We start from the raw sequence: 21,235 nt of genomic DNA, 5'->3' as shown, positions 1-21,235 counted from the left end.
GGGAGATGATCTGTGTGAAAAAAGAGCTTCGTCTTCAAACATTAGCCAAGCTGGAACAGATGAGTGCTGAGGAATTCAAGCGAAGCACTGCTTTACTTCATGAGCACTTGTTTCAACTGCCAGCATGGAAACAAGCGAATACGATTGCACTTACCATGTCTAGAGGAAAAGAGGTACCGACAAAGCCTCTAATTGAAAAAGCATGGCAGGAGGGGAAAACAGTATGTGTACCCACCTGTTTTCCGGAAACAAAAGAGATGACGTTTTATGAATATACACTGGAAACGAAAATGATATCCCGATACTTTGGGCTGTGGGAACCCGATCCTGCGTCATCGTCAGCTGTACATAAAAAAGTGATCGATCTTATCATTGTTCCTGGGGTATGCTTCGATCGACAAGGCTACCGTATCGGATATGGGGGCGGCTATTATGACCGGTATTTAGCTGATTATCACGGCGAAACACTTGCCCTTTGTTTGACAGTACAGCAAACTGAGCATATTCCGGCTGAAACACACGACATCCCGGTCTCAATCATGGTCAGTGAGAAAGGTACCTTATATCGAAAATAAAAGTCCGCTGCTTATACGTAAGAACGGGCTTTTTGTGTTGAGCGAAGGTGCTTGCTTGTGATCAAAAGTCACATGAACGATAGCGATCAACATTCTTCATTAAAGGACATTTTAGCTGACGGAGGGATATGTTTTGAAAAAATTTCGCGGAAAGAAAAGATACTTCCGTCATATGTGGGAGGAAGTGAATACTTGTGACTTAAAACTTGATCATGATTCATGGTTTTATTTTTGGCATACGCACCTTGATTTTTTTGGATTTGGGGGAAATAGCTTAAAAATAAGAAGAGAGCATATTAAAGCTCATATCGCTTTATATTATAGGCTGCTAAAACAGCTAGAAGGCTTTGAAAGGCCATACCAAACTTGGATTTGTATTCACGAACATGACCCTGGTTTAGACGCTGTATATGTTCATACACCAAATCCATACGACAGTTACTTCCCGCACAAGCTTGAAGAGTTAGAGCGGAATTGTAAGCTGCCTCATACTTTCAAGGATTTAATCGATCTTCATCATTTTGACGTTTCTTTTGATCAATCAGATTGCGGAGAGGTCTATTATATTCAATCAAAAGAACAAGGGATTAGATTGTGAAGGCTGGTTAATAAAAGAAGCCATAGTAAGCGATAAAAACGATGGTTCATGCATAAACAAATCCTATTTAAGCCACGATACGAACATAGGAGGGAATATGATGAATAAAATGATTTGGAGCATTGTGTTCACACTGTTTGCATTCGTTCTCGTGCAAAATCGTTATCGGCTCATGAATTTGATTTTAGGCCAAAATCAAGTACGTCACTTTTTAATTAAATGGCTGATGAAAATCCCATATTTTCGGACGAAATTTATTCGCCAAGCATTCTAATCCCGCAAAAGCCGGGATTTTTTTGTTTAGAAATGCGGATAAGAACGATTCTTGCTATAATAATGTAAAAAATGGAGCGCGAATGTATGAATGTCATAGATAGTCTATTTTGGCGAGTTGTTGATGAATTAAGACAAAAAGGATACGAGATGATTCAAAGTCCGTACCCAGAAAATGAAATTTTTTTTGAAGCACCACGAAACTCAGGTTATGATCTCATCCGTCTATATAGAAAAGATGTGAATTTCAGGCAAGAGATCGTTCGAGATATCGAGGAGCAAACATATCGGATCAATCAGCTCAGAGAAGCAATGCGCAAACGATCTCTTCATCTCCTGCAGCTGCAATTTACAACTGATGTTCCAGTAGATGATTGGGAAGACCTAAGCGGTCAGCCGCAAAAAGAGAATAAGGTGACAGTTACTCCTGTGTTACTTAATGCAGACACGCTTCAAAACGATGTAAACGAACTGCAAAAATGGCTGAATACATCTCTTGCAGTTGATGTAGAAGAAGCGAAGCGAGACACAGCTGAGGATGCAATGCAGCTGAAAATGAACGTGCTTCAGGCATTTGATGATCAGGAAAAGCAGCGTGAACGAGATTTGGCCGTTTTTCAAAATGGCAGACCCATTTTCACCTACTTGCTGATCGCTGTTCAAGTGGTGATGTTTCTTTTACTTGAACTGTCAGGCGGAAGTACCAATACCGCAACTTTAACAGCATTCGGTGCTAAAAATAATGTGCTGATCTTAGATGGTGAATGGTGGCGCCTGATTACACCAATGTTTTTACATATTGGTTTGACGCACTTACTCTTTAATACTTTTGCTCTTTGGTCCGTCGGAGCAGCTGTTGAGAGAATTTATGGGTCGGGAAGATTTTTGCTCATCTATTTCATTTCCGGCATTTTTGGCTCCATTGCGAGCTTTGTGTTTAATACGGCAATTGCAGCCGGCGCATCAGGCGCGATCTTTGGCTGTTTAGGTGCACTGTTATATTTAGCCATCTCAAACCGAAAGCTTTTCTTTCGGACGATGGGGACAAATATTATTGTCATTATACTCATTAACCTAGGAATAGGCTTCACTGTATCAGGTATTGATAATGCAGGGCATCTTGGCGGTCTGGTTGGCGGTTTTTTCACGGCATTAGCTGTCCGTCTGCCTAAACAGGTGCAGCCTGTCAAAATGCTTCTTGCAAGTGCTGCTTTGCTCTTTATTGGCGGTTTTGGGTTGTATACAGGGTTTCATTCTGACGATCAAAAGGAAGCAGCGGCAGCAAGTGAGGCAGCAAGTTTATTTGATGAGAAAAAGTATAGCGAAGCAAGTGAACAACTAGAGGAATATGTGCACGATCAAGATGCATCAGCTGAAGCACTTCATATCTATGCACTATCCGAAGCGCAGCAGGGCCGCCTTGATAAAGCTATTCAATTTTTGCAAAAGTCTCTTGAAAAAGATCCAGATGATCCAAATAAACTGTATCATTTATCGTTGCTATTTGTAGAAAAAGGAGAGACAGCGAAAGCAGAGGATCTATTAGAGAAAGCGTTAAAACAAGATCCTCAAAATGATCAATTATTAAAGTTGAAACAATATATAGAAAATAGTCAAACACGTTGAATGACTTGACTGAAAGCGCATTTATGAATACGCTTATCCTATCTGTTGATGAGAAGAAATGGTGGAAACAATGAAAACGTTATATGATGTACAGCAGCTGCTCATGAGATTTGGAAATTATGTGTATTTCGGAGATCGTGAAGTAGAACTAGAATTTATGGCAGACGAATTGAAGGAAATGTATACATCGGGCGTTATTGACCGGACAGAATGGTCAAACGCAATGACCATTCTTCAAATGGAACTAGCCAAATTAAATCGAAAAACAATGTGAAGGTGGAGGGCATATGACAGGGGATTGGTTTGTAGGTATTGATCTTGGCGGTACGACAATTAAGCTTGCGTTCATTAATCTATATGGTGAAATACAGCATAAGTGGGAGATTCCTACGGATAAATCTGGGCAGACGATCACAGTCGATATTGCCAAATCAATTGACCATAAACTGGTTGAGATCAGTATGCCGAAATCAGCACTTATTGGGATCGGAATGGGTGCACCTGGACCTGTAGATAAAGTATCGGGAATCGTCTATAAAACAACGAATCTGGGCTGGACAAACTACCCCTTGAAAGATCACCTAGAGGCAGAGACGGGACTTCCATCTGTCATTGAAAATGATGCGAATATTGCTGCACTCGGTGAAATGTGGAAGGGTGCAGGAGATGGCGCAAAAAATATCCTGATGGTCACACTTGGAACGGGGGTTGGCGGCGGCATCATCGTAAACGGTGAAGTTGTTCAAGGGGAGACAGGTGCTGGAGGAGAAATAGGCCATATTTGTGCCGTTCCATTCCAAGGAGCACCGTGTAACTGCGGAAGAACAGGCTGTATTGAAACGATCGCATCTGCAACCGGCATCGTCCGGATTGCAAAGGATAAATTAGAAACCGAGCAGCATACATCTTCACTTGGCACGCTCGCTTCGCTATCAGCAAAGAATGTATTTGAAGCGGCAGAAAACGGAGATGATCTTGCAATGCGTGTCGTAGAAGAAGTGACGACACATCTTGGACTTGTCCTAGCGAATCTTGCTAGTGCTTTAAACCCTACAAAAATTGTCATTGGCGGCGGTGTTTCAAAAGCAGGTGAGCTTCTTCGCAGTAAAGTAGAGCGCATTGTGAAACAGCATGCTTTCCCGCCTTGCGCAGACGATGTCGAAGTATTGATTGCATCACTCGGAAACGATGCAGGTGTCATCGGCGGAGCATGGATGGCAAAAACCAAATGGCTGTCCTGAACAAAAAAGTCATAATGATGTCATTTTTATTAAAAAAAGCGATAGATAGGCATGAAATTGGATGTTTAGCATATTCATAAGTTTGTCATGAGGAAAAAGACATTGATTTTCCATCATATACAGGATAAGATATACTTTAGTTATTTTTCAAGAAGCACCAATAATTAGGGTATATCTCGAGCCTGGGTGCGTGCTTAGCATAAGGAGGTTACAATGCGAAAGAAAAGATTAAAGGCGATTTCATTTTTACTGATTGCGACATTGCTCATGTGGGTCAAAACCTATGTTATCTATAAATCTAGCTTCAATATTAAAATTGAAAATTTCATGCAGGAGTTTATCCTGTTTATTAATCCGCTTAGCTTTCTTTTGTTTATCTTCGGTATCGGTTTATTTTTCAAAGAAAAAAATCGCAATCGATATATCATCGTGACAAGCTTTATCCTAACATTCATTTTGTTAGCCAACATTGTGTTTTATCGATTCTATAGTGATTTTCTAACCATCCCCGTCCTATTTCAAACAAACAATATGGGTGACCTCGGGTCAAGTATTACCTCTTTAATTGAACCAGTCGATTTACTGATGTTCGTTGATATCATCATTTTAATTTGGCTCTATAAAAAACAGCCTTCCTTTAGAACAGATGTCACCATTTCACGAAAAGAACGAGCGGCATATTACTTATTTGTGGCAGCTACATTTTTCTTTAACCTTGGTTTAGCTGAAACAGAAAGACCAGAACTGCTTACTCGCTCATTTGACCGTGAGATGCTGGTGAAAAATATCAGCTTATATAACTTCCATATTTATGATGGGGTATTGCAATCGAAGCAGTCCGCCCAACGAGCTCTTGCTGACAGTAATAGCTTAACTGAAATTGAAAACTATGTAAGCGCAAATCAAACGGACCGTAATGAAAAGACATTTGGTCAAGCAAAAGGACGAAATGTCATTCTTGTATCACTTGAGTCTACACAGAGTTTCGTGATCAATGAAAAATTAAACGGGAAAGAAATTACTCCGTTTTTAAACAAATTGATCAAGAAGAGTTATAACTTTACTAATTTTTACCATCAAACAGGTCAAGGGAAAACATCTGACTCAGAGTTTATAGTAGATAATTCTCTTTATCCACTTGGAAGAGGGGCTGTATTCTTCACAAATCCAAGCAATGAGTTTACAGCGACACCTGAGCTGTTAAAGGATGAGGGCTACCATTCTTCTGTTATTCATGCGAATAACAAAAGTTTCTGGAACCGCGACCTTATCTACGATAGCTTTGGCTACGACAAGTTCTTTGATATTAAATCATTTGATGTGAATGAAGAAAACTCAGTTGGCTGGGGACTGAAAGATGGTCCATTCTTTGAGCAGTCCGCTGAATTAATGAAATCGATCCCGCAGCCTTTCTATACGAGATTGATTACATTAACGAACCATTTCCCTTTTGATTTAGATGAAGAAGATAAGCTCATTGATGAATATGATTCAAAGAGTAAAACGCTGAACAAGTACTTCCCTACAGTGCGTTATCAAGATGAAGCTCTTAAGCTTTTCTTTAAAAAGATGAAGGAAGCTGGGTTATACGATAACTCCATTTTTGTTTTGTATGGGGATCACTACGGAATTTCTGAAAACCATAACGAAGCCATGGGACAATTCTTAAATAAAGAGATTACGCCATTTGAAGAAGTGCAGCTTCAAAAAGTCCCGTTTGTTGTACACATTCCAGGGGTGACAGATCAACATCCAAAAGAAATTGATACGGTAGGCGGTCAGGTCGATATCCGTCCAACTGTACTCAATCTTCTAGGAATTGATACAAGTAAACAAATTCAATTTGGTCATGACCTTTTATCGAAAGATACGAATGACTTTACAGTACTCCGTGATGGAAGCTTTATTACGAAGGACAGCATTTTTACAGATGGTGTTTGCTACAACAAAGAAACAGGCGAGCCAGCAGATGATAAAAACGTGTGTCAGTCTTATGAAGAGAAAGCGAAGCAGGAGCTTCAATTCTCTGATCAAATCATCTACGGGGATCTCCTTAGATTTTATGATCGAAACAGCCCGGACCATTCACCATCCAAAAAAGAAGGTGAAACGGAGCTGAAAAAGGCGTCCTAACAGATGAAAAAACCTCTGCTATTTTAGAAGCAGAGGTTTTCTTTTTTTGCCTGCCGGCTCATATAGTATGAGAGGAGGGATGTAAATGAAGACAACGTCGTTTGGAAAAATTGAATGGCAGCTGGATGAAGCGGGGAAGGATGATGTGGCAAAGCAGCTTGGCATAGGAAAAGCGGCTTTTCATTTATCAAATCAAACAAGCACTGATGAGCTTCTTTTACCAGGATATAGACTTCCAGAAGGAGTCCATGTATGTGATTCGATAGGTGATGTGCAGAGATTTATTGCACCTTACAGACTGCAGCAATCCGATGATTGGATCAATGGAACATTTGAATATGATAGCGCTCAATTAGAAGAAGAGCTGAGCCGCTTGAAAGCTGTATTTCCTTTTCTTCATATCAGCGTCATTGGCCAATCAGTGCTTGATACACCTATTTATGAGATCCGAACAGAGCCTGTTCAGCATTTACATTCTATTCATCTCAATGCCTCATTTCATGCAAATGAATGGATCACGACATCTGTTTTATTAAAATGGCTGAAATCGCTTTGCTTAGCAGCGTCTGACCCGGTGCAAGCAAGACATTACGAAGCGGTTCATATCCTGCAGACCACCGCTTTATCCATCGTGCCAATGGTCAATCCAGATGGAGTGGATTTAGTTCGTAATGGACCGGAGTCACTAGGTCTTCATCGTGAAGAATTCACACTGCTAAACGGTGGATATTCCGATTACCGGGAATGGAAAGCAAATATTCGAGGGGTGGATTTAAACAATCAATTCCCTGCTTATTGGGAGATCGAGTACTATCGTCATCATTCGAAGGCACCGTCCTACCGTGATTATCCTGGACGCGAGCCATTAACAGAACCAGAAGCGAAAGCGATGGCAAATCTTGCGTTGCGAAAACGATTTGACCGGCTGATCGCCCTTCATACACAAGGAGAAGAGATCTATTGGGGTTTTCTTGGCCATGAGCCAGCCATCTCAAAAGAAACGGTCAAACGATTCGAACAAGTGAGCGGCTACAAACCGATCCAATATCTCGACAGCTATGCAGGCTATCGCGATTGGTTTATTTATCAATTTCATAGTGAGGGCTATACAGTCGAGCTTGGTCTAGGGAAAAATCCTCTTTCCATGGATCAATTTGATTCAATCTATGAAAAAACAAAGCGGCTTTTGTGGGAAGCGTGTAAGTGTTAAAAGCACCTGTCTGGTGCTTTTTCATATTTGGGAAATATTCAATTGCTTATGGTCAATAAAAACAATGTTGAAGTAATTGACGAAGAACCCCATGTAAGCTATTGTGAAAGGTATGGATGTAAAAAAAAGGATATGATTTAGGGAGATGTCGACTATTGAGTGCTCAAAGCCTGTGGAAAAGAAATTTTACTTATTTATTTGTTTCTAAAATGTGCAAAATTACGGCTGATAGTTTATCTTTCAACACCATCTTGTGGCTTTTAGTACTAGGAGGGAAAGGGGCCATAGGGACAGCTTTTTTTATTGCAGTCAGCTTTGTTCCTCAAGCCATTGTTGGGCCATTTATTACGCCCATGATGAAGCCGCATCAATTGAAATTTTGGATGTGTTTTGCTGATTTAACACGAGGAGCAATTATCCTTGTGATCGTGGTCAGTTATTTTTATGGTTTCACACCATTAGTCCTCATCATTGGCTGTATGCTGCTGCATTCGGCGACAGGAGGCTCCTATGAACCGGCATCTGTATCGATTATCCCAAAGCTTGTCCATGAGGACCTCATACAAAAAGCAAATGCAACCATCCAATCAGCAAGTCATGTAGTAAGACTTGTGACGGTAACGATTTGTGGTGTCATGATTGCATTTGTAGGGGTAGGCTATACAATGCTTGTGATCATTCCACTTTACCTTTTGTCCGCTTTATTGGTGCTAATGATTTCATATCAAACAGAAGCCATCATCGATAAAGCCAAAAAAGGATTATCTTACGGCAAAAGATTAATTCGAGGTTTTTCACTTGTTAGAAGCCATCATATTTTGTTTCCATTAGCGATTTTTTGTGTCTGTTCAAACTTTGCTGCGGCACCATGGGAAGCATTGTCTGTTATTTATTTAACGGAAGACTTACATAGTGGACCAGTCGTCTATTCATTCATCAAAGTCACAACTGCACTAGGCGCATTTTTGATGGGATTTGTGTTGACAAAGATAAAAGTGAATCGGTATGGATTGCTGTTTATAGGCGCTGGGATTGTTGATGGAATCGCCTTCTTCATCACAGGTATGAACGCATTGTTGCCTCTTGTGTTTATATCAGCTTTTGCTTTAGGAGCAGCCATAAGTGCAGTTAACGTACCCGAACATACGATGATTCAATTGTCAGTAAAGGCAGAGGATCAGCCGCAAGTGTATGCGATCATCAACATGATTTCCTACTTAATGATTCCGTTAGGCGCCCTCCTTGGCGGCTATATGGCAACAATATTTGGGTCTGGGTATGTCATTGCGGCTGGCGGCATCATTGAAGCTGTTTCAGGTATATGCCTGCTTCTGTTTACAAAGATCGGGAAGGTAGAGAGAGCGGATTTGACGATAGAACGAGACAAACCTGGCTTAAATGCAACGTGAGCGTGGCATGATTGAATAAGGATAGGGTACAATGAGGACGAGATTACATAAGAATTTGATTGAAAGGGGAAAAATTATGGCTATAGCAGACGTCACCATCATTCCAATAGGCACTGAAACACCAAGTGTCAGTGCTTACGTAGCAGATGTACAAAGAATCTTAGAAGGCTTTCAACAAGAAGGAAAAATCAAATATCAATTAACACCGATGAATACGTTAATTGAAGGAGAATTATCCGTTTTATTTGAGGTCATTCAGCGAATTCATGAAGCCCCTTTTGAAAAGGGATTGCAGCGAGTAGCGACCAATATTCGCATCGATGACAGACGGGATCAAACCACAACGCTTACAAGCAAATTAGAAAGCGTGAATAAGCACTTAAATCAATAAAAAAAGCCGGCTATTATGCAGGCTTTCAGCGTGTAGACAAACCCTCGCATTCTTTGTCAGTCCTGCGCGCTGGTGCTCACGAATTTCAAATTCGCTCTGCGCCAGTGCTCGTCCTTCCTAGACTTCAAAGGTTTTCTATCACGCTGAAAAGAAGACAAAGGGCTAAAATAAAGTTCATTTTAGCCCTTTGTCGACAATCTGAAAGCCTGCTATTATGCAGGCTTTTAATGTGCAGTTGGATAACCGCTATAGATGATGGTCATGACAGTAAACCATCCAAAAACCAAAAATGTAGCGCCAGCAAAAGCAATGGCAAGTACGTTCACTTTTTTTAGTGAGCGATAGATGCCGAGCGCAGCTAAAATCGTGACTAGACCAAAAATAATGACGAGCATCATGTGAAAGTCCCCCTTTGTCATCAATCCCCTTGATTTCCTTTCTTTTCATTTTAACCGTTTTCATAAAGCTTGTCGAGTAGATTCAAGTTGACGATTGTTTGAATTTTTATTGAATAGCCTTCATAATAAAAAAGAATGAATAAAGTAGGTGATGAAAATGAATTGGAGAAGAATGCCATTAGGCTATGTACAAGCGAACGCATATATTTGGAAAAACGAGCAGGGAGAGTGCTTAATTTTTGATCCAGGCGGTGAAGCGCAAAAGCTGATTTCCTATGTAAAAGAAAAACAGCTCACACCGCTTGCTGTCTTATTGACACATGCTCATTTTGATCATATTGGAGCGGCAGATGAGGTACGCGAAGAGTGGGGAGTGCCGCTATATGTACATGAAAATGAAAAAGAATGGCTCACGAATGCTGAATTAAATGGTTCAGCTCGTTTGATTGGGAATGGAATTACGGTCAAAGAAGCTGAAAAATTGATTACGTCAGAAGGAACGCTTCAAATTGGGTCGTTTACATTAGAAATGTTCCATACACCGGGGCATTCACCTGGCAGTGTGTCTTACTATTCGGCGGAAGAAGGATTTGTTATTTCTGGTGATACGCTATTTGAAGGCGGTATCGGGAGAACTGATTTAGTAGGCGGCAGTCAGGAAGTGCTGCTTCAATCAATCCATCATAAATTATTGTCATTGCCAGAATCAACTCTTGTATTAAGTGGGCATGGCGGGGAAACGACTGTGCTTACGGAGCAGGAGCAAAATCCGTTTATTAATGGATTTTCTTTTTAATCGCAAGCATGAAAAAAGCATCTCTTTAAAAGAGATGCTTTTTTCAATTAATGTCCGGTACCGGGAACCATGATGAAAATCGAATAATATGTAAATCCGGCAAAGAAAATCGTCAAGTACGCTCCGAAAATGTAAATATACATTCTTTCGGATAAATTCAAGTAGGATAAAAATACAAAAAGAACGGTTTGACCGAAGAACAGCAGCGATGCATCTTTCATATGTCCTAAATAGAACATGACAGCAAAAATACCCGTCCAAAAGCCAAGCACGCGGAACATGCGATTCATTTCTTTCCCTCCCCTTAAAAAACCCCTTTGATTCATATTATAGCTGATCACCACTTGTTATGTAAACATTTACATTTTTGACAACGTGTGAACAATTTATTTCGAATGTAGAAAAAATTTTTTTGAAAAAGTGAAGAAAAAGTGTTTATGGCGAAATACATGAGGGTACTTACTCCATAAGAGAAAAGGTTAACGACCTAAGGAGGAAGACTAATGAGTGACATTACTTTTTATTCATACCCGAGCTGCACGTCTTGCCGCAAAACAAAACATTGGTTAAAGGCGAATCAAATTGATTTTAAAGAGCGTCACCTTTTCAGAGAAACGCCAACTCTAGATGAATTAAAAAAGATTCTTTCTTTAACAACAGAAGGAATGGATGAAATTTTAGCCACAAGAAGTCAAGCTTTTAAAAGCTTAAATTTAAATATTAATGATTTAAAAGTAAACGAGGTTTTGCAGCTTCTCATTGAAAAACCAAAACTACTACGGAGACCAATCATCATTGATGGGAATAAATTAGTGGTCGGCTATAATCCCGGAGAACTCATGAAAATATCAAAGAAGAAAGCGATTCATCAATCAGTTTCCTAATAAAAAACGAAGATCAGCTGAAACAAGCTTCAGCCGTCTTCGTTTTTGTGCTGAACTGGGCTAGCTGGGTTCGAACCAACGATCACGGAGTCAAAGTCCATTGCCTTACCACTTGGCTATAGCCCAATATCAAACGTGTAATGATATTGTTCTCCATCTACGGTCATTTATACATAAAAGTTGTATGTCACGAGTTTGAAGTGAAAAAGGAGCGAAAGAAGTAAATGAAAAATGAAAAATCTAAGCAATTATACGAATTTATCCTAAAAGAAGCCCCTGTCATGACCGAAGAATGGCTAAAGACAAGAACAGAAGAAGGCTCATTATATTCTAAACATGCTTCAGAGGAAACGGAAATGAAGCTGAAGGAACAGAACACAGCGTTTATTCAAACCATTGCAGCAACACTTGTGACACTGTCAGACAAAGTAGAAAACCATTTGAAAAAGTGGTCTGTTGATATTGCTCGTGATCGAGCAGTGCACGAGGTGCCGTTATATGAAATCATTGGACAATTTAAGATCTTCCGCCACATTTTCTGTTCGAGGATTGAGACATTCACCCAAGTAACAGAGCTTGAAGTGACGCTGCAAGATGTGTGTCAGTGGAATCAGCACTTTCACGCCACATTTGATGATATGATTGAGCGTTTATCAGAAGAATATGACCGCGTGACACTCAGTCAGCTGAATGCACAAAGAGAGATGATTCAAGAACTGAGTGCCCCTGTTATTCCAGTATCAAAGGAAATCGGGATTTTGCCACTGATCGGAGAAATCGATACGTACCGGGCCAAAATCATTTTGGAATCCGTACTAGAACAGGCATCTAGACTGCGTCTAACGCATTTATTTATTGATATATCTGGCGTTCCCGTTGTTGATACGATGGTTGCTTTTCAGCTGTTTAAAGTGGTCGATAGTGCGAAACTGCTAGGAATTGAGACGATTATATCAGGCATTCGCCCAGAGATCGCTCAAACTGTGGTGAAACTCGGCATTGATTTCTCAAAAGTAAATACTGAACACAGCCTTGCAAAAGCTTTAGAAAAAAGAGGATTTCGCATTTTTGAAGAGCAGCAGCAAGAAGCCACATCATGACCAAAAAACCTGTACTTGTAAAAGTCAGGTTTTTTTATATGCTCTTTTCTAAAAAATGATGTGATGCATCGTGAGTTGAGGGTTTTCATGCTTGATTAGACATGAAAATCATAAAATGCTCTTTTGTCATTCAGGTTTCTCCATCCTACAATGTGGTCAGAGAAAGGAGTGAACCACTTGTATGGGATTGAATATTTGGGGCAAGAGCTGCTAGAAGAAGCATGCCGCATGAGGGCTTCTGATGTGCATATTGTGCCAAAAGAAAAGGAAGCTTCGGTGTCTTTTCGTGTTGACTCAGATTTAATCCAGCAGCGAACCATTGATAAAAAAAGCGGAGAGAGGCTTATTGCACATTTTAAATTTTTATCTTCTATGGATATCGGGGAAAAAAGAAGGCCGCAAAATGGCTCGCTAGCTGTGATGCTAAGAAACGGCCAAGTGTTTATTCGGATGTCTACCTTACCGACAGTGAATGATGAGAGCTTAGTGATTAGAATTTTACCGCAGGATCATGTTCCGAAAATAAAACATCTATCATTATTTCCGAAAGCCTCAGCCAGATTATTATCCTTTTTAAATCACTCGCATGGACTCATTTTATTTACTGGGCCAACAAATTCAGGGAAAACAACAACACTATATTCATTAATCCAATTTGCAAAAAAGAATTTTAATCGAAATATTATTACCCTTGAAGATCCTGTGGAAACGAGAAATGAAGAAGTGTTACAAGTTCAAGTGAATGAAAAAGCCGGCATCACGTATGCCGCTGGATTACGCGCTATTTTAAGACATGATCCAGATATGATTGTGCTAGGAGAAATAAGAGATGCTGAAACGGCTAGAACGGCGATTAGGGCAGCACTGACAGGCCATTTAGTATTGAGTACGCTTCATGCAAAAAATGCAAAAGGAGCCCTTTATCGAATGCTTGAATTTGGTGTGACGATGAATGAACTCGAACAAACAATGGTTGCAATCGCTGCTCAGCGGTTAATCGAACTCGCATGTCCTTTTTGCGGTGAAACGTGTGAGCTTTATTGCAAACTAAATCGGGCAGTCAGACGAACAAATGTATTTGAATTGCTTTATGGAAAGGAGCTTAGTGAGTGTATCAAAGAGGCAAAAGGAGAATACGCCCATTCGTCATACGAAACACTACAAAGATTAATTCGGAAAGGAGTGGCACTCGGCTATTTATCAAAAAGCACATATCATCGCTGGGTTTATGAAGAAGCGAACCTCTAAAGCCTGGTCTAAAAAAGAACAAGCTGAATTCTTATCGAAACTTGCTCAATTGATTCAAGCAGGATATACATTGATTGAGGCATTAGTGATGGTGAATATCCAGTTATCAAAACAACAGCGGCAGCAATTAAAACTAGGTATTCAGTGGCTGCACGAAGGGGAGCCTTTTTATGTGGTGCTCGAGAGACTCCATTTTCAGCGTGAAGTCATCGCCATACTATGTTTTTCTGAGAAGCATGGAAGCCTAGCCCGTGCTTTAGAACAAAGCGCCCGTTTTTTAGAGAAAAAAGTCAAGCAGTTAGACACGTTTAAACGCATGTTACGTTACCCGCTTTTCCTCATCTTCACGGTTTTGGTCGTGCTGATACTCGTTCAGCAAATGATCATTCCTCAATTTTCTGTTTTGTACTCATCGATGGATACCCACATGTCTTGGCTGATTCAAGGAATGTTTGGAATTTTTCAATTCCTTCATGCTTTTCTGCTCATCTCCAGTTGTATGTGTATCTGTCTTACCGGATACTATGCTGTGTTTTTTAGGAAAAAGTCGACCCTTGAGAAACTGAGGGTGATGAGTAAGCTACCTTTTTTATATAAAGGGATGCAGCTGATGCATACGTACCTTTTTTCTCTTCAGCTCAGCGGACTGCTTCAGGCTGGATTATCGATGTACGAGAGTTTGCAAGCTTTTAAACAGCAAAGCTACCTGCCTTTTCTTCAAGAAATAGGTGAACAAATGATGGATGAGTTAAGAAAAGGAGAAAGCATGGCACATCAAGTAAGCGTGAGTCCTTTTTTTGAAAAACATTTTGCAGCCATCATCAAGCATGGTGAAGCCAGCGGAATGCTTGCGAGAGAAATGTACACGTACAGCCAATTTCTATTAGAGAATGCAGAACTGAAAATTGAAAAATCGATTTCTTGGCTGCAGCCGGTTATTTATGGGGTGACAGCACTTCTGATACTGATCGTGTATTTATCTATTCTTTTACCAATGTATCAATTAATGGAGCAAGTGTAAGAAGGAGGACAGAAACATGAATGATAAAGGATTTACCCTTTTAGAAATGTTAATTGTCATGCTCGTAATATCCATTCTTTTACTCATTACCATACCGAATATCACACGTCATCACCAAGCTATTCAGGAAAAGGGCTGTGAAGGGCTCAAATCAATGGTCAGCACACAAGTGATGGCATATGAATTAGAGCATGATGGGAAGACGCCATCTTTAGCTGAATTAGAAAAAGAAGGTTATGTCAAAAAGGGGTTAACTTGTCCTAATGGAAAAGCGATTGTCATTCAAAACGGCAACGTGAAGCATGAATAAATTACTTTTACATGAGAAGGGTTTTACCCTGATTGAACAGCTGTTGATTTTACTTGTTTTATCGATTTTATTGTCGATCATGGGAGGGAAAATCCCAAATATAATAGAGAGCGCTGAAGCGAAAAGACAAGTAAACATCATGAAACAAGATCTCCAATTGGCATCATATACTGCATTTATCAAAAAAACACGTGTGTATGTTGAGATCCATCCGCCGCATGTATCTTATCAGGTAATAGATCAAAAGAGTAACGAAGTCATTGCTTCTTATCAGCATAAAAATGGCAGCATCAAAACTTCTACATTCTCGCAAGGTATCTATTTTAATGCAAACGGACATCCAAGCAGCGGTGGATCTTTCATTGTCGAATTTGGCAGTCAATCGTATAAACTCACGATTTATTTAGGAAGCGGGCGAATCCATGTTCAAAAACAATAGAGGATTTAGTACGTTTGAGACGCTGTTTGCCTGTCATCTCTTTCTATTTGCTGCCCTTGTGCTCATGCCTGTCTATGAAAAACTCATGATGGGGAAAAAGGAAGTAAGAGCCAAGCTTGAAGCTTATCAGATTTTGCATGAACAGATGAATGAAGCGTTCATAAATGGGACAACACCTTCCATCAAAAAGAAGAGAGGCGAGATCACATATGTTCTCAATTGGCGTAAACAGAAAGGATGTGTTTCATACAAAGTACAAAAAAAGCAGACCATATGCTTTCGGCAAGTGGAGCGATGAACAAGCTTTTACCCTTCTGCAAGCTTTGTGGCAATTGCAGCTATTTTTGTTTCTTTCTTTTGGCTGTGTGCTGATCTTTTCAGCAGCTGAGAAAGCTCGTCCTTTTGAAGACATTGACTTATTTTCCCAGATGGAGTGGAAACAGACTGTCCTGCAATTAGATGAGGAATTAAGTCGCGCAGCTGCTGTTAAATCGGTGAAAGGAGGAAAAGCGTTAGAGTATATTTCCGATCAAGGGCGAGTGATAACGATTGAGCAATACCAAGAGATGCTTCGAAAACGGACGGATCAAGCTGGACATCTTCCTTTATTGCATAAGGTGAAACAATTTCATGTAAGAACGAGTCGGCATAGAGCTATCCTGAAAGTCACAGATGGATCTGGTAAGGTGTACGAAGTCGTTTTTTTCACATATAAAGGGGTGGTTCCTACATCTTGAAAAGAGAGGAAGGGTTTATCTATCCGCATGTACTTGCTGCGATTCTATTTTTTCTCTTGATCCTAGGGGCGATAACGATGGGCTTTCAAAAAGAGCTAAGAAGTGCAGAGCTGACGATTTCTTTTTATAAAAAACAGCAGCTTTTTAGGGTGGGGGTGAGTGAAGCTGCCAGTACAGTAGAACGTATTTGTGAGAAGCAGAAAACCCATATTGATACTGAAGAAGGCCGTGTGACACTGAAGGGGATAAAATGCGATCAACAGAAAAAACTTGTCCTCCTTTTGGTGAAGGTGAAAACAAAGGATGGTTTATCCGATGAGCGGGAACTAATGCTGGATGGGCAGGCTGGTGAAATCATGAGATGGGCAAACCCTGAATAGCCAGTGTATAAAATCATCCTCTTCCTGGTAACACTTGAAGAAAGAAGAGGTGATTGTGCTTGAAAACAAATGACTATGTAAAATATATGACGCAGGAAATCATTAAATATATGAATACACCACGAGACGAACGAAAGGAACACAAACAGGAAAAAATGGAAACGAAACCGCCGTTTTCACAGCGTTTATTTGGGGTTCTGCCGTTTGGCTTCTCCATGATGCTTAAAAAACGTCAGCGACACCGCCGAAAGTAAAAAGCCGCCAGCAGGCGGTTTTTTTATGCCACTTTAGCTGTATTCCTCCACAACAATCACTTTATTCACCTTGTTTGAGTAAGGATTATAGGAAATGGTGACAAACACCCCAAATTCTTTTGTATGGTCTTTTAACGTAATGTGATACTGTTTCACAGATTCCTTATCGCGGTGGCGGTCCCATACTTTTTGTTTAAATAAGACTTGCGTTAGCGGATATCTTTTTTTTGCTTCTTTGACTGCTCGCGTTTCCCATTGATCTGCGGCGGCAGTCAAACCTCTCGCATCAACAGGTTTTACGTCTAGGATCATAGGACTCAGCAGTAAACTGAGCATGATTATTATGATTTTTCCATATTTCACTTAACATCACCTCACCTTTTATTATCCTGACCAAATCCTACATTTTTATGTAAGTTTTAAGAAGTACAAATGTCACACAAAAAAATATTGAATATGGCGAAAGAACGAGAAAATGGAAGAATTTTCTCGGGATGGTTCTTGTTTAAGAACAAAATGGACTAATTTGACGTTTTGATTTTGATAGTTATTTCCTTATACTGTATATAATCGTTCTTTTTAAAGAACAACCGTTCAAGGAGTTGAAGGAATCAATGAAACAGTCGCTCTTTGTACTCTTTTGTGCCATTTGTTTGATTTTGACGCCTTGCATCATGACACCAACGAATGCCTCTTTTAATGATGTTGAGCACAAAAACTTTGTCATGAAAACATGTGAAAATTTTGAACAGACAGATCAGCATTGTCAGCCGAAAAAATGGGATCAAAGTCAATTGGAGCTTATCGATCAAACGATAATCGAAGGAACAGTCTGCGCGCCTCAAAGGCTGAGCATGTCACTAAAAAATAGTGGACAGCCTATCGCGTACTCTGAATGGAAGTGGGAATTACATAAAGTAGGAAATGATCAGAAGCCATTACAAGATGGTCATATTCTTGAAAAGGGCTCCATAAAGTCCCTATTGTCGCAAGAAATAGCGACTGTCACGACAGATAAAGCGAAAACAAATGGAATCTATGCATTTAAAATCTATTATCCTAAAGGGTTTAGCGCATCTGATCAGGCATACTTTTGGTCTAAACAGATGGTGCTCTCAAAGTGTCAAGAAAAGGCGTCCTAAATGGGCTGTCTTTTAGAGTGAAAAAATGATAGGCGAAGGGGAGAAGGAGTCATGAAGAAATGGATGAAGATGTCTGGGAGTATTCTTTATGTGATGGTGTTCACGGTGATGATAGCCTGTATTATTGTCGTGTTGTCATCAAGAACAACAGGAGGAGAACCTCAGATTTTCGGTTATCAATTGAAGCAGGTATTATCAGGCTCGATGGAACCAGAATTTTCAGCTGGGTCACTGATTGTCGTAAAGCAGGTAGCCACACCTGAGTCGCTCAAAAAAGGAGATATTATCACGTTTCAAACAAAGCAGGATCAGTCATTTGTGACCCACCGAATTGTTGGGGTGAAGGGAAAAGGAGCAAATAAAGCGTTTGAGACGAAGGGTGACAATAATATGTATCAGGACGGCACGCTGGTAAAAGCGGATCAGGTGACTGCGCAGTATATGGGAGTGAACATTCCTTATGCAGGAAAGCTTCTTTCGTATGTAGGGACATCAGCTGGAACTGCTTTACTCCTCATTATACCAGGTGTCATGCTGCTTGTTTATTCAACTATTCATTTTGTGGGGGCAGCGAAACATCGTAGACACACAGCTGATGTACATATGTCAGAGGAACAAGCTTAAATCGTTTGTAACCTAATCAGGTTTCAATAAAACAATATATTAGGGGGTTTATTCATGGCAATGAAGAAATCAATTCGTTTAGGTGTATTATCAGGGGCTTTAGGTCTTGCATTAATTGGCGGGGGAACATGGGCAGCGTTTAATGATATTGAAAAGGCAAACGCGGTCTACTCGACAGGAGAGCTGGATTTATCTGCTAAAGAGAACTCCGGCGCCATCAACCTTGCGAACTTAAAACCTGGTGATCGGATCAAGAAAGAATTTCATTTTGATAATAAGGGATCACTAGCGATAAACCAAGTGCTGATGAGTCTTGATTACAGCCAGTTTACAGATGGATCTTCCGCGAAGAATGGCGGTAAAAATACAGCTGAAGAATTTCTCAGCCAGTTTCAGGTGAGTGTTCTTACGGTTGGAGCCGAAGGTGGAAATGGTTATCCGAAAAATATTATTTTAGACCATGCAAACCTGCTTGACTTGCATCAATTAACGTCAAAACAGGATCAGACCGCATTTGAAAAGCTTCGTCATGCCGTCGATGAGAAGTTTTTACATGAAAGTGGGAAAATTAATGTAGCAACTGTTGATGGAACAGTGGCTCCAGAGTATGACGGCATTCCAAAGAATCCGTTTGATTACGATAAAATGGAAATGATCATTGAATTTATCAATGACCAGACGAAGGATAAAGCTGGTCACTATATCCAAAATAAATACCAAGGCGATGCGATTCAAATTGATCTTTCCTTCGAAGCGACTCAGTGGAATGGTTTAACGATCAATCCAAAAAAGCATACGGATGAAAAAGGCTACGTGAAAGAAAACGAAAAAGCACACAGCGAAGATAAAAAATAAAGCCAGTCTTTAGGCTGATATCAAGATCTGCATAGCAATTGGAGGAGTATGCGCTAAAACGTGCGCTTTACTCCTCTTCTTGCTTTTTTCTCCAGATTTGATAATCTAAAAATTCACGAAATTGCTTTTTCGAAACCCCTGATGTCATTGCATCTCGAACTAGTTTTTCCCATTCACTATCTAATTGACCATCGTATTCGGTTTCATCTTTTTCGTTTAAAAGTGTATGAACCGAGACGTCCAGAACAGCGGAGACTTTTTCAAGAAATTGAATGGAGGGGTTTGTTTGCAAGTTTCTTTCTATTGAGCTTAAATAAGACTTCGCTACCCCAGCCTTTTCGGCCAGTTCTGATAGTGAGTAGCCTTTTTCATTGCGGTATTGTTTAATACGCTGGCCAATCAATGTCATCACCTTCCTTTCGATATTATAGCACATTCAGAAAGGTTTGATAGAATGACTTCTTACCAGAGGGGGAGACTTAGAGGACTTTTCATTTGATTTGAGGAAATGACGGACTTCTTCAACTGTTAGTCCTGCATTACGAGCTTCGCGTAATAGTTGAACCCATTCACTGTCTAATTTGTTCGTTTTCTTTTCCATACAAATACCCTCCTAAAATACTGAATGATGTATTTCAGGCACTTAACGCATGAAATGGAAAGACTTAGGTGGTAAGACCTCATAGTTTGCTTGCGTCATGTTTCCGCCCAATACAAACAGACAAACTTAGCTTTAGACTGATCGAAAATTGTATGTCACATAAAAGGGAGGGGACTATCAGTCAACCTCCTCTTTTTTGCTGTAAGTAAAAAAGTCCGCCATTTTCAATCGTAAGACTGATTTTTGGTTCGTATAAAGTTTTGAGTGCTTGTCTTTCTATTTCATATTCTACAGATGTGTCTGAAGTCCCTTCATAAAATTGGTTTAAAAGTTCGGAATCTTCCTTCCATTTTTGTACGGCTCGCACTGCCCAGTCGTCTGGCTCCTCATGGGCATAACGCTCCATAAGGCTGTAGAGCCTTTTGATTCCACTTTTTGGCTTAATCATTGTGCTCATCGTAAAGCAATAATCGGGAATTTGAGACGAAAGCTCGCGGGCTTCCAGCTTTTCTTGAAATTGTTCAATGACTTCTCCGCGTATGAGATGAAGGCCTAATGATAATAGCTTATCTTTCTTCCGGTCTGCAAGATAAGAAATTTTTACATTGAGACCAAGCCATGGCTCAAGTGGGATCTGGTTGTTTGAAAGCGGGGTAACTCGTTCATAAAGCCGGATAAAACGGCCCTGTTGTTTGACCGCCTCAAATATTTGAAATAACCGGGGGGAGCCGAAATGGATAAATTCACCCTCGGCCGTATCACCCGCTTTTTTTTGATCTGTAATGAAAGTCAATTGCCGCGGTTCAGGTACACCGCCAGTTTTTTCAAGCCAGTGCCAATAAAAAGGACGGTTCATAATCAGTTTATCCATTTCGATTGTCAGCTGGACGGTCATATGTCCTGCACTTTCTTCTAATATGCTGCATTGATTCGCCTGGAAAAAACGGATGAGAAAGGTGTGAATGTCACGCTGCTCCATTGATCAACTCT

General features: G+C 40.2%; 30 protein-coding genes and 1 tRNA gene. 24 read left to right on the top strand and 7 right to left on the bottom strand.

Features of this window, described 5'->3' with window-relative positions:
* Positions 1–14 precede the first annotated feature (14 nt).
* The 10 genes from ACLGGR_RS11950 to ACLGGR_RS11905 all read left to right on the top strand — a co-directional run bounded on the left by ACLGGR_RS11950 (position 15) and on the right by ACLGGR_RS11905 (position 9,456).
* On the top strand, positions 15–575 hold the full coding sequence (locus ACLGGR_RS11950; protein WP_410973128.1) for a 5-formyltetrahydrofolate cyclo-ligase: 561 nt from the start codon (positions 15–17) through the stop codon (positions 573–575).
* 133 nt (positions 576–708) lie between these two features.
* Positions 709–1,173, top strand: coding sequence for a hypothetical protein (locus ACLGGR_RS11945; protein ID WP_410973127.1), 465 nt, complete (start codon positions 709–711; stop codon positions 1,171–1,173).
* 100 nt (positions 1,174–1,273) lie between these two features.
* Positions 1,274–1,447 (top strand): hypothetical protein, encoded by a 174-nt coding sequence (locus tag ACLGGR_RS11940; RefSeq protein ID WP_162473402.1) that lies wholly within the window; start codon positions 1,274–1,276, stop codon positions 1,445–1,447.
* 86 nt (positions 1,448–1,533) lie between these two features.
* Positions 1,534–3,072, top strand: coding sequence for a rhomboid family intramembrane serine protease (locus ACLGGR_RS11935; protein WP_410973126.1), 1,539 nt, complete (start codon positions 1,534–1,536; stop codon positions 3,070–3,072).
* Between the two features lie 70 nt (positions 3,073–3,142).
* On the top strand, positions 3,143–3,346 hold the full coding sequence (locus ACLGGR_RS11930) for a YqgQ family protein (protein ID WP_048238888.1): 204 nt from the start codon (positions 3,143–3,145) through the stop codon (positions 3,344–3,346).
* Between the two features lie 13 nt (positions 3,347–3,359).
* Positions 3,360–4,313, top strand: coding sequence for an ROK family glucokinase (locus ACLGGR_RS11925; protein WP_251216531.1), 954 nt, complete (start codon positions 3,360–3,362; stop codon positions 4,311–4,313).
* Between the two features lie 213 nt (positions 4,314–4,526).
* Positions 4,527–6,446 carry an LTA synthase family protein gene (locus ACLGGR_RS11920; protein ID WP_142946008.1) on the top strand — a complete coding sequence of 640 codons (1,920 nt, stop codon included), beginning with the start codon at positions 4,527–4,529 and terminating at the stop codon, positions 6,444–6,446.
* 85 nt (positions 6,447–6,531) lie between these two features.
* Positions 6,532–7,656: a M14 family metallopeptidase gene (locus ACLGGR_RS11915; protein WP_410973125.1), complete on the top strand. Its 1,125-nt coding sequence runs from the start codon at positions 6,532–6,534 to the stop codon at positions 7,654–7,656.
* A gap of 155 nt (positions 7,657–7,811) precedes the next feature.
* Entirely contained in the window at positions 7,812–9,065 is a 1,254-nt protein-coding gene (locus ACLGGR_RS11910; RefSeq protein ID WP_142946006.1) for an MFS transporter, read from the top strand.
* A 76-nt stretch (positions 9,066–9,141) separates the two neighbouring features.
* Entirely contained in the window at positions 9,142–9,456 is a 315-nt protein-coding gene (locus ACLGGR_RS11905) for an MTH1187 family thiamine-binding protein (protein ID WP_410973124.1), read from the top strand.
* Positions 9,457–9,680: 224 nt separating this feature from the next.
* On the opposite strand, the gene ACLGGR_RS11900 is transcribed toward ACLGGR_RS11905, so the two are convergent.
* The gene (locus ACLGGR_RS11900) at positions 9,681–9,854 is read right to left on the bottom strand and encodes a DUF2759 domain-containing protein (protein WP_003217333.1); all 174 of its coding nucleotides are present in this window, start codon (positions 9,852–9,854) and stop codon (positions 9,681–9,683) included.
* A gap of 157 nt (positions 9,855–10,011) precedes the next feature.
* Here ACLGGR_RS11900 and ACLGGR_RS11895 point away from each other — a divergent pair, with 157 nt between their 5' ends.
* On the top strand, positions 10,012–10,650 hold the full coding sequence (locus ACLGGR_RS11895; protein WP_410973123.1) for an MBL fold metallo-hydrolase: 639 nt from the start codon (positions 10,012–10,014) through the stop codon (positions 10,648–10,650).
* Positions 10,651–10,697: 47 nt separating this feature from the next.
* On the opposite strand, the gene ACLGGR_RS11890 is transcribed toward ACLGGR_RS11895, so the two are convergent.
* Positions 10,698–10,940, bottom strand: a complete 243-nt coding sequence (locus tag ACLGGR_RS11890) for a DUF2626 domain-containing protein (RefSeq protein WP_003217440.1) — start codon at positions 10,938–10,940, stop codon at positions 10,698–10,700.
* A gap of 213 nt (positions 10,941–11,153) precedes the next feature.
* Between ACLGGR_RS11890 and ACLGGR_RS11885 the strand changes: the two genes are divergently transcribed.
* The gene (locus ACLGGR_RS11885) at positions 11,154–11,534 is read left to right on the top strand and encodes a Spx/MgsR family RNA polymerase-binding regulatory protein (protein ID WP_007501232.1); all 381 of its coding nucleotides are present in this window, start codon (positions 11,154–11,156) and stop codon (positions 11,532–11,534) included.
* Between the two features lie 55 nt (positions 11,535–11,589).
* Here the strand turns inward: ACLGGR_RS11885 and ACLGGR_RS11880 are convergent.
* Positions 11,590–11,660, bottom strand: a tRNA-Gln gene (locus ACLGGR_RS11880).
* 98 nt (positions 11,661–11,758) lie between these two features.
* On the opposite strand from ACLGGR_RS11880, the gene ACLGGR_RS11875 reads away from it, so the two are divergent.
* The 9 genes from ACLGGR_RS11875 (at position 11,759) to ACLGGR_RS11835 (ending at position 17,023) form a co-directional block, all read left to right on the top strand.
* Entirely contained in the window at positions 11,759–12,634 is an 876-nt protein-coding gene (locus tag ACLGGR_RS11875; protein WP_410973122.1) for an STAS domain-containing protein, read from the top strand.
* Positions 12,635–12,811: 177 nt separating this feature from the next.
* Entirely contained in the window at positions 12,812–13,882 is a 1,071-nt protein-coding gene (comGA, locus tag ACLGGR_RS11870; protein ID WP_251216535.1) for a competence type IV pilus ATPase ComGA, read from the top strand.
* The gene (gene comGB / locus ACLGGR_RS11865) at positions 13,863–14,903 is read left to right on the top strand and encodes a competence type IV pilus assembly protein ComGB (protein ID WP_410973121.1); all 1,041 of its coding nucleotides are present in this window, start codon (positions 13,863–13,865) and stop codon (positions 14,901–14,903) included. Before comGA ends, comGB begins: the two co-directional genes overlap by 20 nt.
* A gap of 16 nt (positions 14,904–14,919) precedes the next feature.
* Positions 14,920–15,213, top strand: a complete 294-nt coding sequence (gene comGC, locus ACLGGR_RS11860; RefSeq protein WP_061109348.1) for a competence type IV pilus major pilin ComGC — start codon at positions 14,920–14,922, stop codon at positions 15,211–15,213.
* A complete protein-coding gene (comGD, locus tag ACLGGR_RS11855; protein WP_410973120.1) occupies positions 15,206–15,652 on the top strand; it encodes a competence type IV pilus minor pilin ComGD in 447 nt (148 codons plus the stop codon). Before comGC ends, comGD begins: the two co-directional genes overlap by 8 nt.
* Positions 15,636–15,950, top strand: a complete 315-nt coding sequence (gene comGE / locus ACLGGR_RS11850) for a competence type IV pilus minor pilin ComGE (protein ID WP_142945999.1) — start codon at positions 15,636–15,638, stop codon at positions 15,948–15,950. The genes comGD and comGE overlap by 17 nt, the downstream gene beginning before the upstream one ends.
* Entirely contained in the window at positions 15,862–16,389 is a 528-nt protein-coding gene (gene comGF / locus ACLGGR_RS11845) for a competence type IV pilus minor pilin ComGF (protein ID WP_410973119.1), read from the top strand. The genes comGE and comGF overlap by 89 nt, the downstream gene beginning before the upstream one ends.
* The gene (locus tag ACLGGR_RS11840) at positions 16,386–16,769 is read left to right on the top strand and encodes a hypothetical protein (RefSeq protein WP_410973118.1); all 384 of its coding nucleotides are present in this window, start codon (positions 16,386–16,388) and stop codon (positions 16,767–16,769) included. The genes comGF and ACLGGR_RS11840 overlap by 4 nt, the downstream gene beginning before the upstream one ends.
* A gap of 59 nt (positions 16,770–16,828) precedes the next feature.
* Positions 16,829–17,023: a YqzE family protein gene (locus ACLGGR_RS11835; protein ID WP_024718846.1), complete on the top strand. Its 195-nt coding sequence runs from the start codon at positions 16,829–16,831 to the stop codon at positions 17,021–17,023.
* A 33-nt stretch (positions 17,024–17,056) separates the two neighbouring features.
* On the opposite strand, the gene ACLGGR_RS11830 is transcribed toward ACLGGR_RS11835, so the two are convergent.
* On the bottom strand, positions 17,057–17,335 hold the full coding sequence (locus ACLGGR_RS11830; RefSeq protein ID WP_251216729.1) for a DUF3889 domain-containing protein: 279 nt from the start codon (positions 17,333–17,335) through the stop codon (positions 17,057–17,059).
* A gap of 302 nt (positions 17,336–17,637) precedes the next feature.
* Here ACLGGR_RS11830 and tapA point away from each other — a divergent pair, with 302 nt between their 5' ends.
* Genes tapA through tasA form a run of 3 tightly spaced genes read left to right on the top strand, consistent with a single transcriptional unit; the run spans position 17,638 to position 19,644 of the window.
* Positions 17,638–18,165: an amyloid fiber anchoring/assembly protein TapA gene (gene tapA / locus ACLGGR_RS11825; RefSeq protein WP_410973117.1), complete on the top strand. Its 528-nt coding sequence runs from the start codon at positions 17,638–17,640 to the stop codon at positions 18,163–18,165.
* Between the two features lie 51 nt (positions 18,166–18,216).
* Positions 18,217–18,789, top strand: a complete 573-nt coding sequence (gene sipW, locus ACLGGR_RS11820; protein ID WP_251216540.1) for a signal peptidase I SipW — start codon at positions 18,217–18,219, stop codon at positions 18,787–18,789.
* A gap of 54 nt (positions 18,790–18,843) precedes the next feature.
* Positions 18,844–19,644: a biofilm matrix protein TasA gene (gene tasA, locus ACLGGR_RS11815; protein ID WP_142945993.1), complete on the top strand. Its 801-nt coding sequence runs from the start codon at positions 18,844–18,846 to the stop codon at positions 19,642–19,644.
* Positions 19,645–19,711: 67 nt separating this feature from the next.
* On the opposite strand, the gene sinR is transcribed toward tasA, so the two are convergent.
* The 3 genes from sinR to ACLGGR_RS11800 form a co-directional block, all read right to left on the bottom strand.
* Positions 19,712–20,047 (bottom strand): transcriptional regulator SinR, encoded by a 336-nt coding sequence (gene sinR, locus ACLGGR_RS11810; protein ID WP_024422969.1) that lies wholly within the window; start codon positions 20,045–20,047, stop codon positions 19,712–19,714.
* Between the two features lie 33 nt (positions 20,048–20,080).
* A complete protein-coding gene (locus tag ACLGGR_RS11805; RefSeq protein ID WP_080967832.1) occupies positions 20,081–20,245 on the bottom strand; it encodes an anti-repressor SinI family protein in 165 nt (54 codons plus the stop codon).
* 181 nt (positions 20,246–20,426) lie between these two features.
* Positions 20,427–21,224, bottom strand: coding sequence for a YqhG family protein (locus tag ACLGGR_RS11800; protein ID WP_410973116.1), 798 nt, complete (start codon positions 21,222–21,224; stop codon positions 20,427–20,429).
* Positions 21,225–21,235 lie beyond the last annotated feature (11 nt).

It is taken from the genome of Bacillus sp. BD48, from assembly GCF_046566805.1.
In the GTDB taxonomy this organism is placed as follows: domain Bacteria; phylum Bacillota; class Bacilli; order Bacillales; family Bacillaceae; genus Bacillus; species Bacillus safensis.
The sequence above is the reverse complement of the archived record's forward strand: the minus strand, read 5'-3'. Positions and strand labels throughout refer to the sequence as shown.

What these genes read in the sequence shown, in the direction of transcription:
- ACLGGR_RS11940 (WP_162473402.1), top strand. Translation starts at nt 1,274, where the DNA reads ATGAATAAAATGATTTGGAGCATTGTGTTCACACTGTTTGCATTCGTT.
- ACLGGR_RS11935 (WP_410973126.1), top strand. Translation starts at nt 1,534, where the DNA reads ATGAATGTCATAGATAGTCTATTTTGGCGAGTTGTTGATGAATTAAGA.
- ACLGGR_RS11930 (WP_048238888.1), top strand. Translation starts at nt 3,143, where the DNA reads ATGAAAACGTTATATGATGTACAGCAGCTGCTCATGAGATTTGGAAAT.
- ACLGGR_RS11925 (WP_251216531.1), top strand. Translation starts at nt 3,360, where the DNA reads ATGACAGGGGATTGGTTTGTAGGTATTGATCTTGGCGGTACGACAATT.
- ACLGGR_RS11920 (WP_142946008.1), top strand. Translation starts at nt 4,527, where the DNA reads ATGCGAAAGAAAAGATTAAAGGCGATTTCATTTTTACTGATTGCGACA.
- ACLGGR_RS11915 (WP_410973125.1), top strand. Translation starts at nt 6,532, where the DNA reads ATGAAGACAACGTCGTTTGGAAAAATTGAATGGCAGCTGGATGAAGCG.
- ACLGGR_RS11905 (WP_410973124.1), top strand. Translation starts at nt 9,142, where the DNA reads ATGGCTATAGCAGACGTCACCATCATTCCAATAGGCACTGAAACACCA.
- ACLGGR_RS11900 (WP_003217333.1), bottom strand. Translation starts at nt 9,854, where the DNA reads ATGATGCTCGTCATTATTTTTGGTCTAGTCACGATTTTAGCTGCGCTC.
- ACLGGR_RS11895 (WP_410973123.1), top strand. Translation starts at nt 10,012, where the DNA reads ATGAATTGGAGAAGAATGCCATTAGGCTATGTACAAGCGAACGCATAT.
- ACLGGR_RS11890 (WP_003217440.1), bottom strand. Translation starts at nt 10,940, where the DNA reads ATGAATCGCATGTTCCGCGTGCTTGGCTTTTGGACGGGTATTTTTGCT.
- ACLGGR_RS11885 (WP_007501232.1), top strand. Translation starts at nt 11,154, where the DNA reads ATGAGTGACATTACTTTTTATTCATACCCGAGCTGCACGTCTTGCCGC.
- ACLGGR_RS11875 (WP_410973122.1), top strand. Translation starts at nt 11,759, where the DNA reads ATGAAAAATGAAAAATCTAAGCAATTATACGAATTTATCCTAAAAGAA.
- comGB (WP_410973121.1), top strand. Translation starts at nt 13,863, where the DNA reads ATGAAGAAGCGAACCTCTAAAGCCTGGTCTAAAAAAGAACAAGCTGAA.
- comGC (WP_061109348.1), top strand. Translation starts at nt 14,920, where the DNA reads ATGAATGATAAAGGATTTACCCTTTTAGAAATGTTAATTGTCATGCTC.
- comGD (WP_410973120.1), top strand. Translation starts at nt 15,206, where the DNA reads ATGAATAAATTACTTTTACATGAGAAGGGTTTTACCCTGATTGAACAG.
- comGE (WP_142945999.1), top strand. Translation starts at nt 15,636, where the DNA reads ATGTTCAAAAACAATAGAGGATTTAGTACGTTTGAGACGCTGTTTGCC.
- comGF (WP_410973119.1), top strand. Translation starts at nt 15,862, where the DNA reads ATGTTCTCAATTGGCGTAAACAGAAAGGATGTGTTTCATACAAAGTAC.
- ACLGGR_RS11830 (WP_251216729.1), bottom strand. Translation starts at nt 17,335, where the DNA reads ATGATCCTAGACGTAAAACCTGTTGATGCGAGAGGTTTGACTGCCGCC.
- tapA (WP_410973117.1), top strand. Translation starts at nt 17,638, where the DNA reads ATGAAACAGTCGCTCTTTGTACTCTTTTGTGCCATTTGTTTGATTTTG.
- sipW (WP_251216540.1), top strand. Translation starts at nt 18,217, where the DNA reads ATGAAGAAATGGATGAAGATGTCTGGGAGTATTCTTTATGTGATGGTG.
- tasA (WP_142945993.1), top strand. Translation starts at nt 18,844, where the DNA reads ATGGCAATGAAGAAATCAATTCGTTTAGGTGTATTATCAGGGGCTTTA.
- ACLGGR_RS11805 (WP_080967832.1), bottom strand. Translation starts at nt 20,245, where the DNA reads ATGGAAAAGAAAACGAACAAATTAGACAGTGAATGGGTTCAACTATTA.
- ACLGGR_RS11800 (WP_410973116.1), bottom strand. Translation starts at nt 21,224, where the DNA reads ATGGAGCAGCGTGACATTCACACCTTTCTCATCCGTTTTTTCCAGGCG.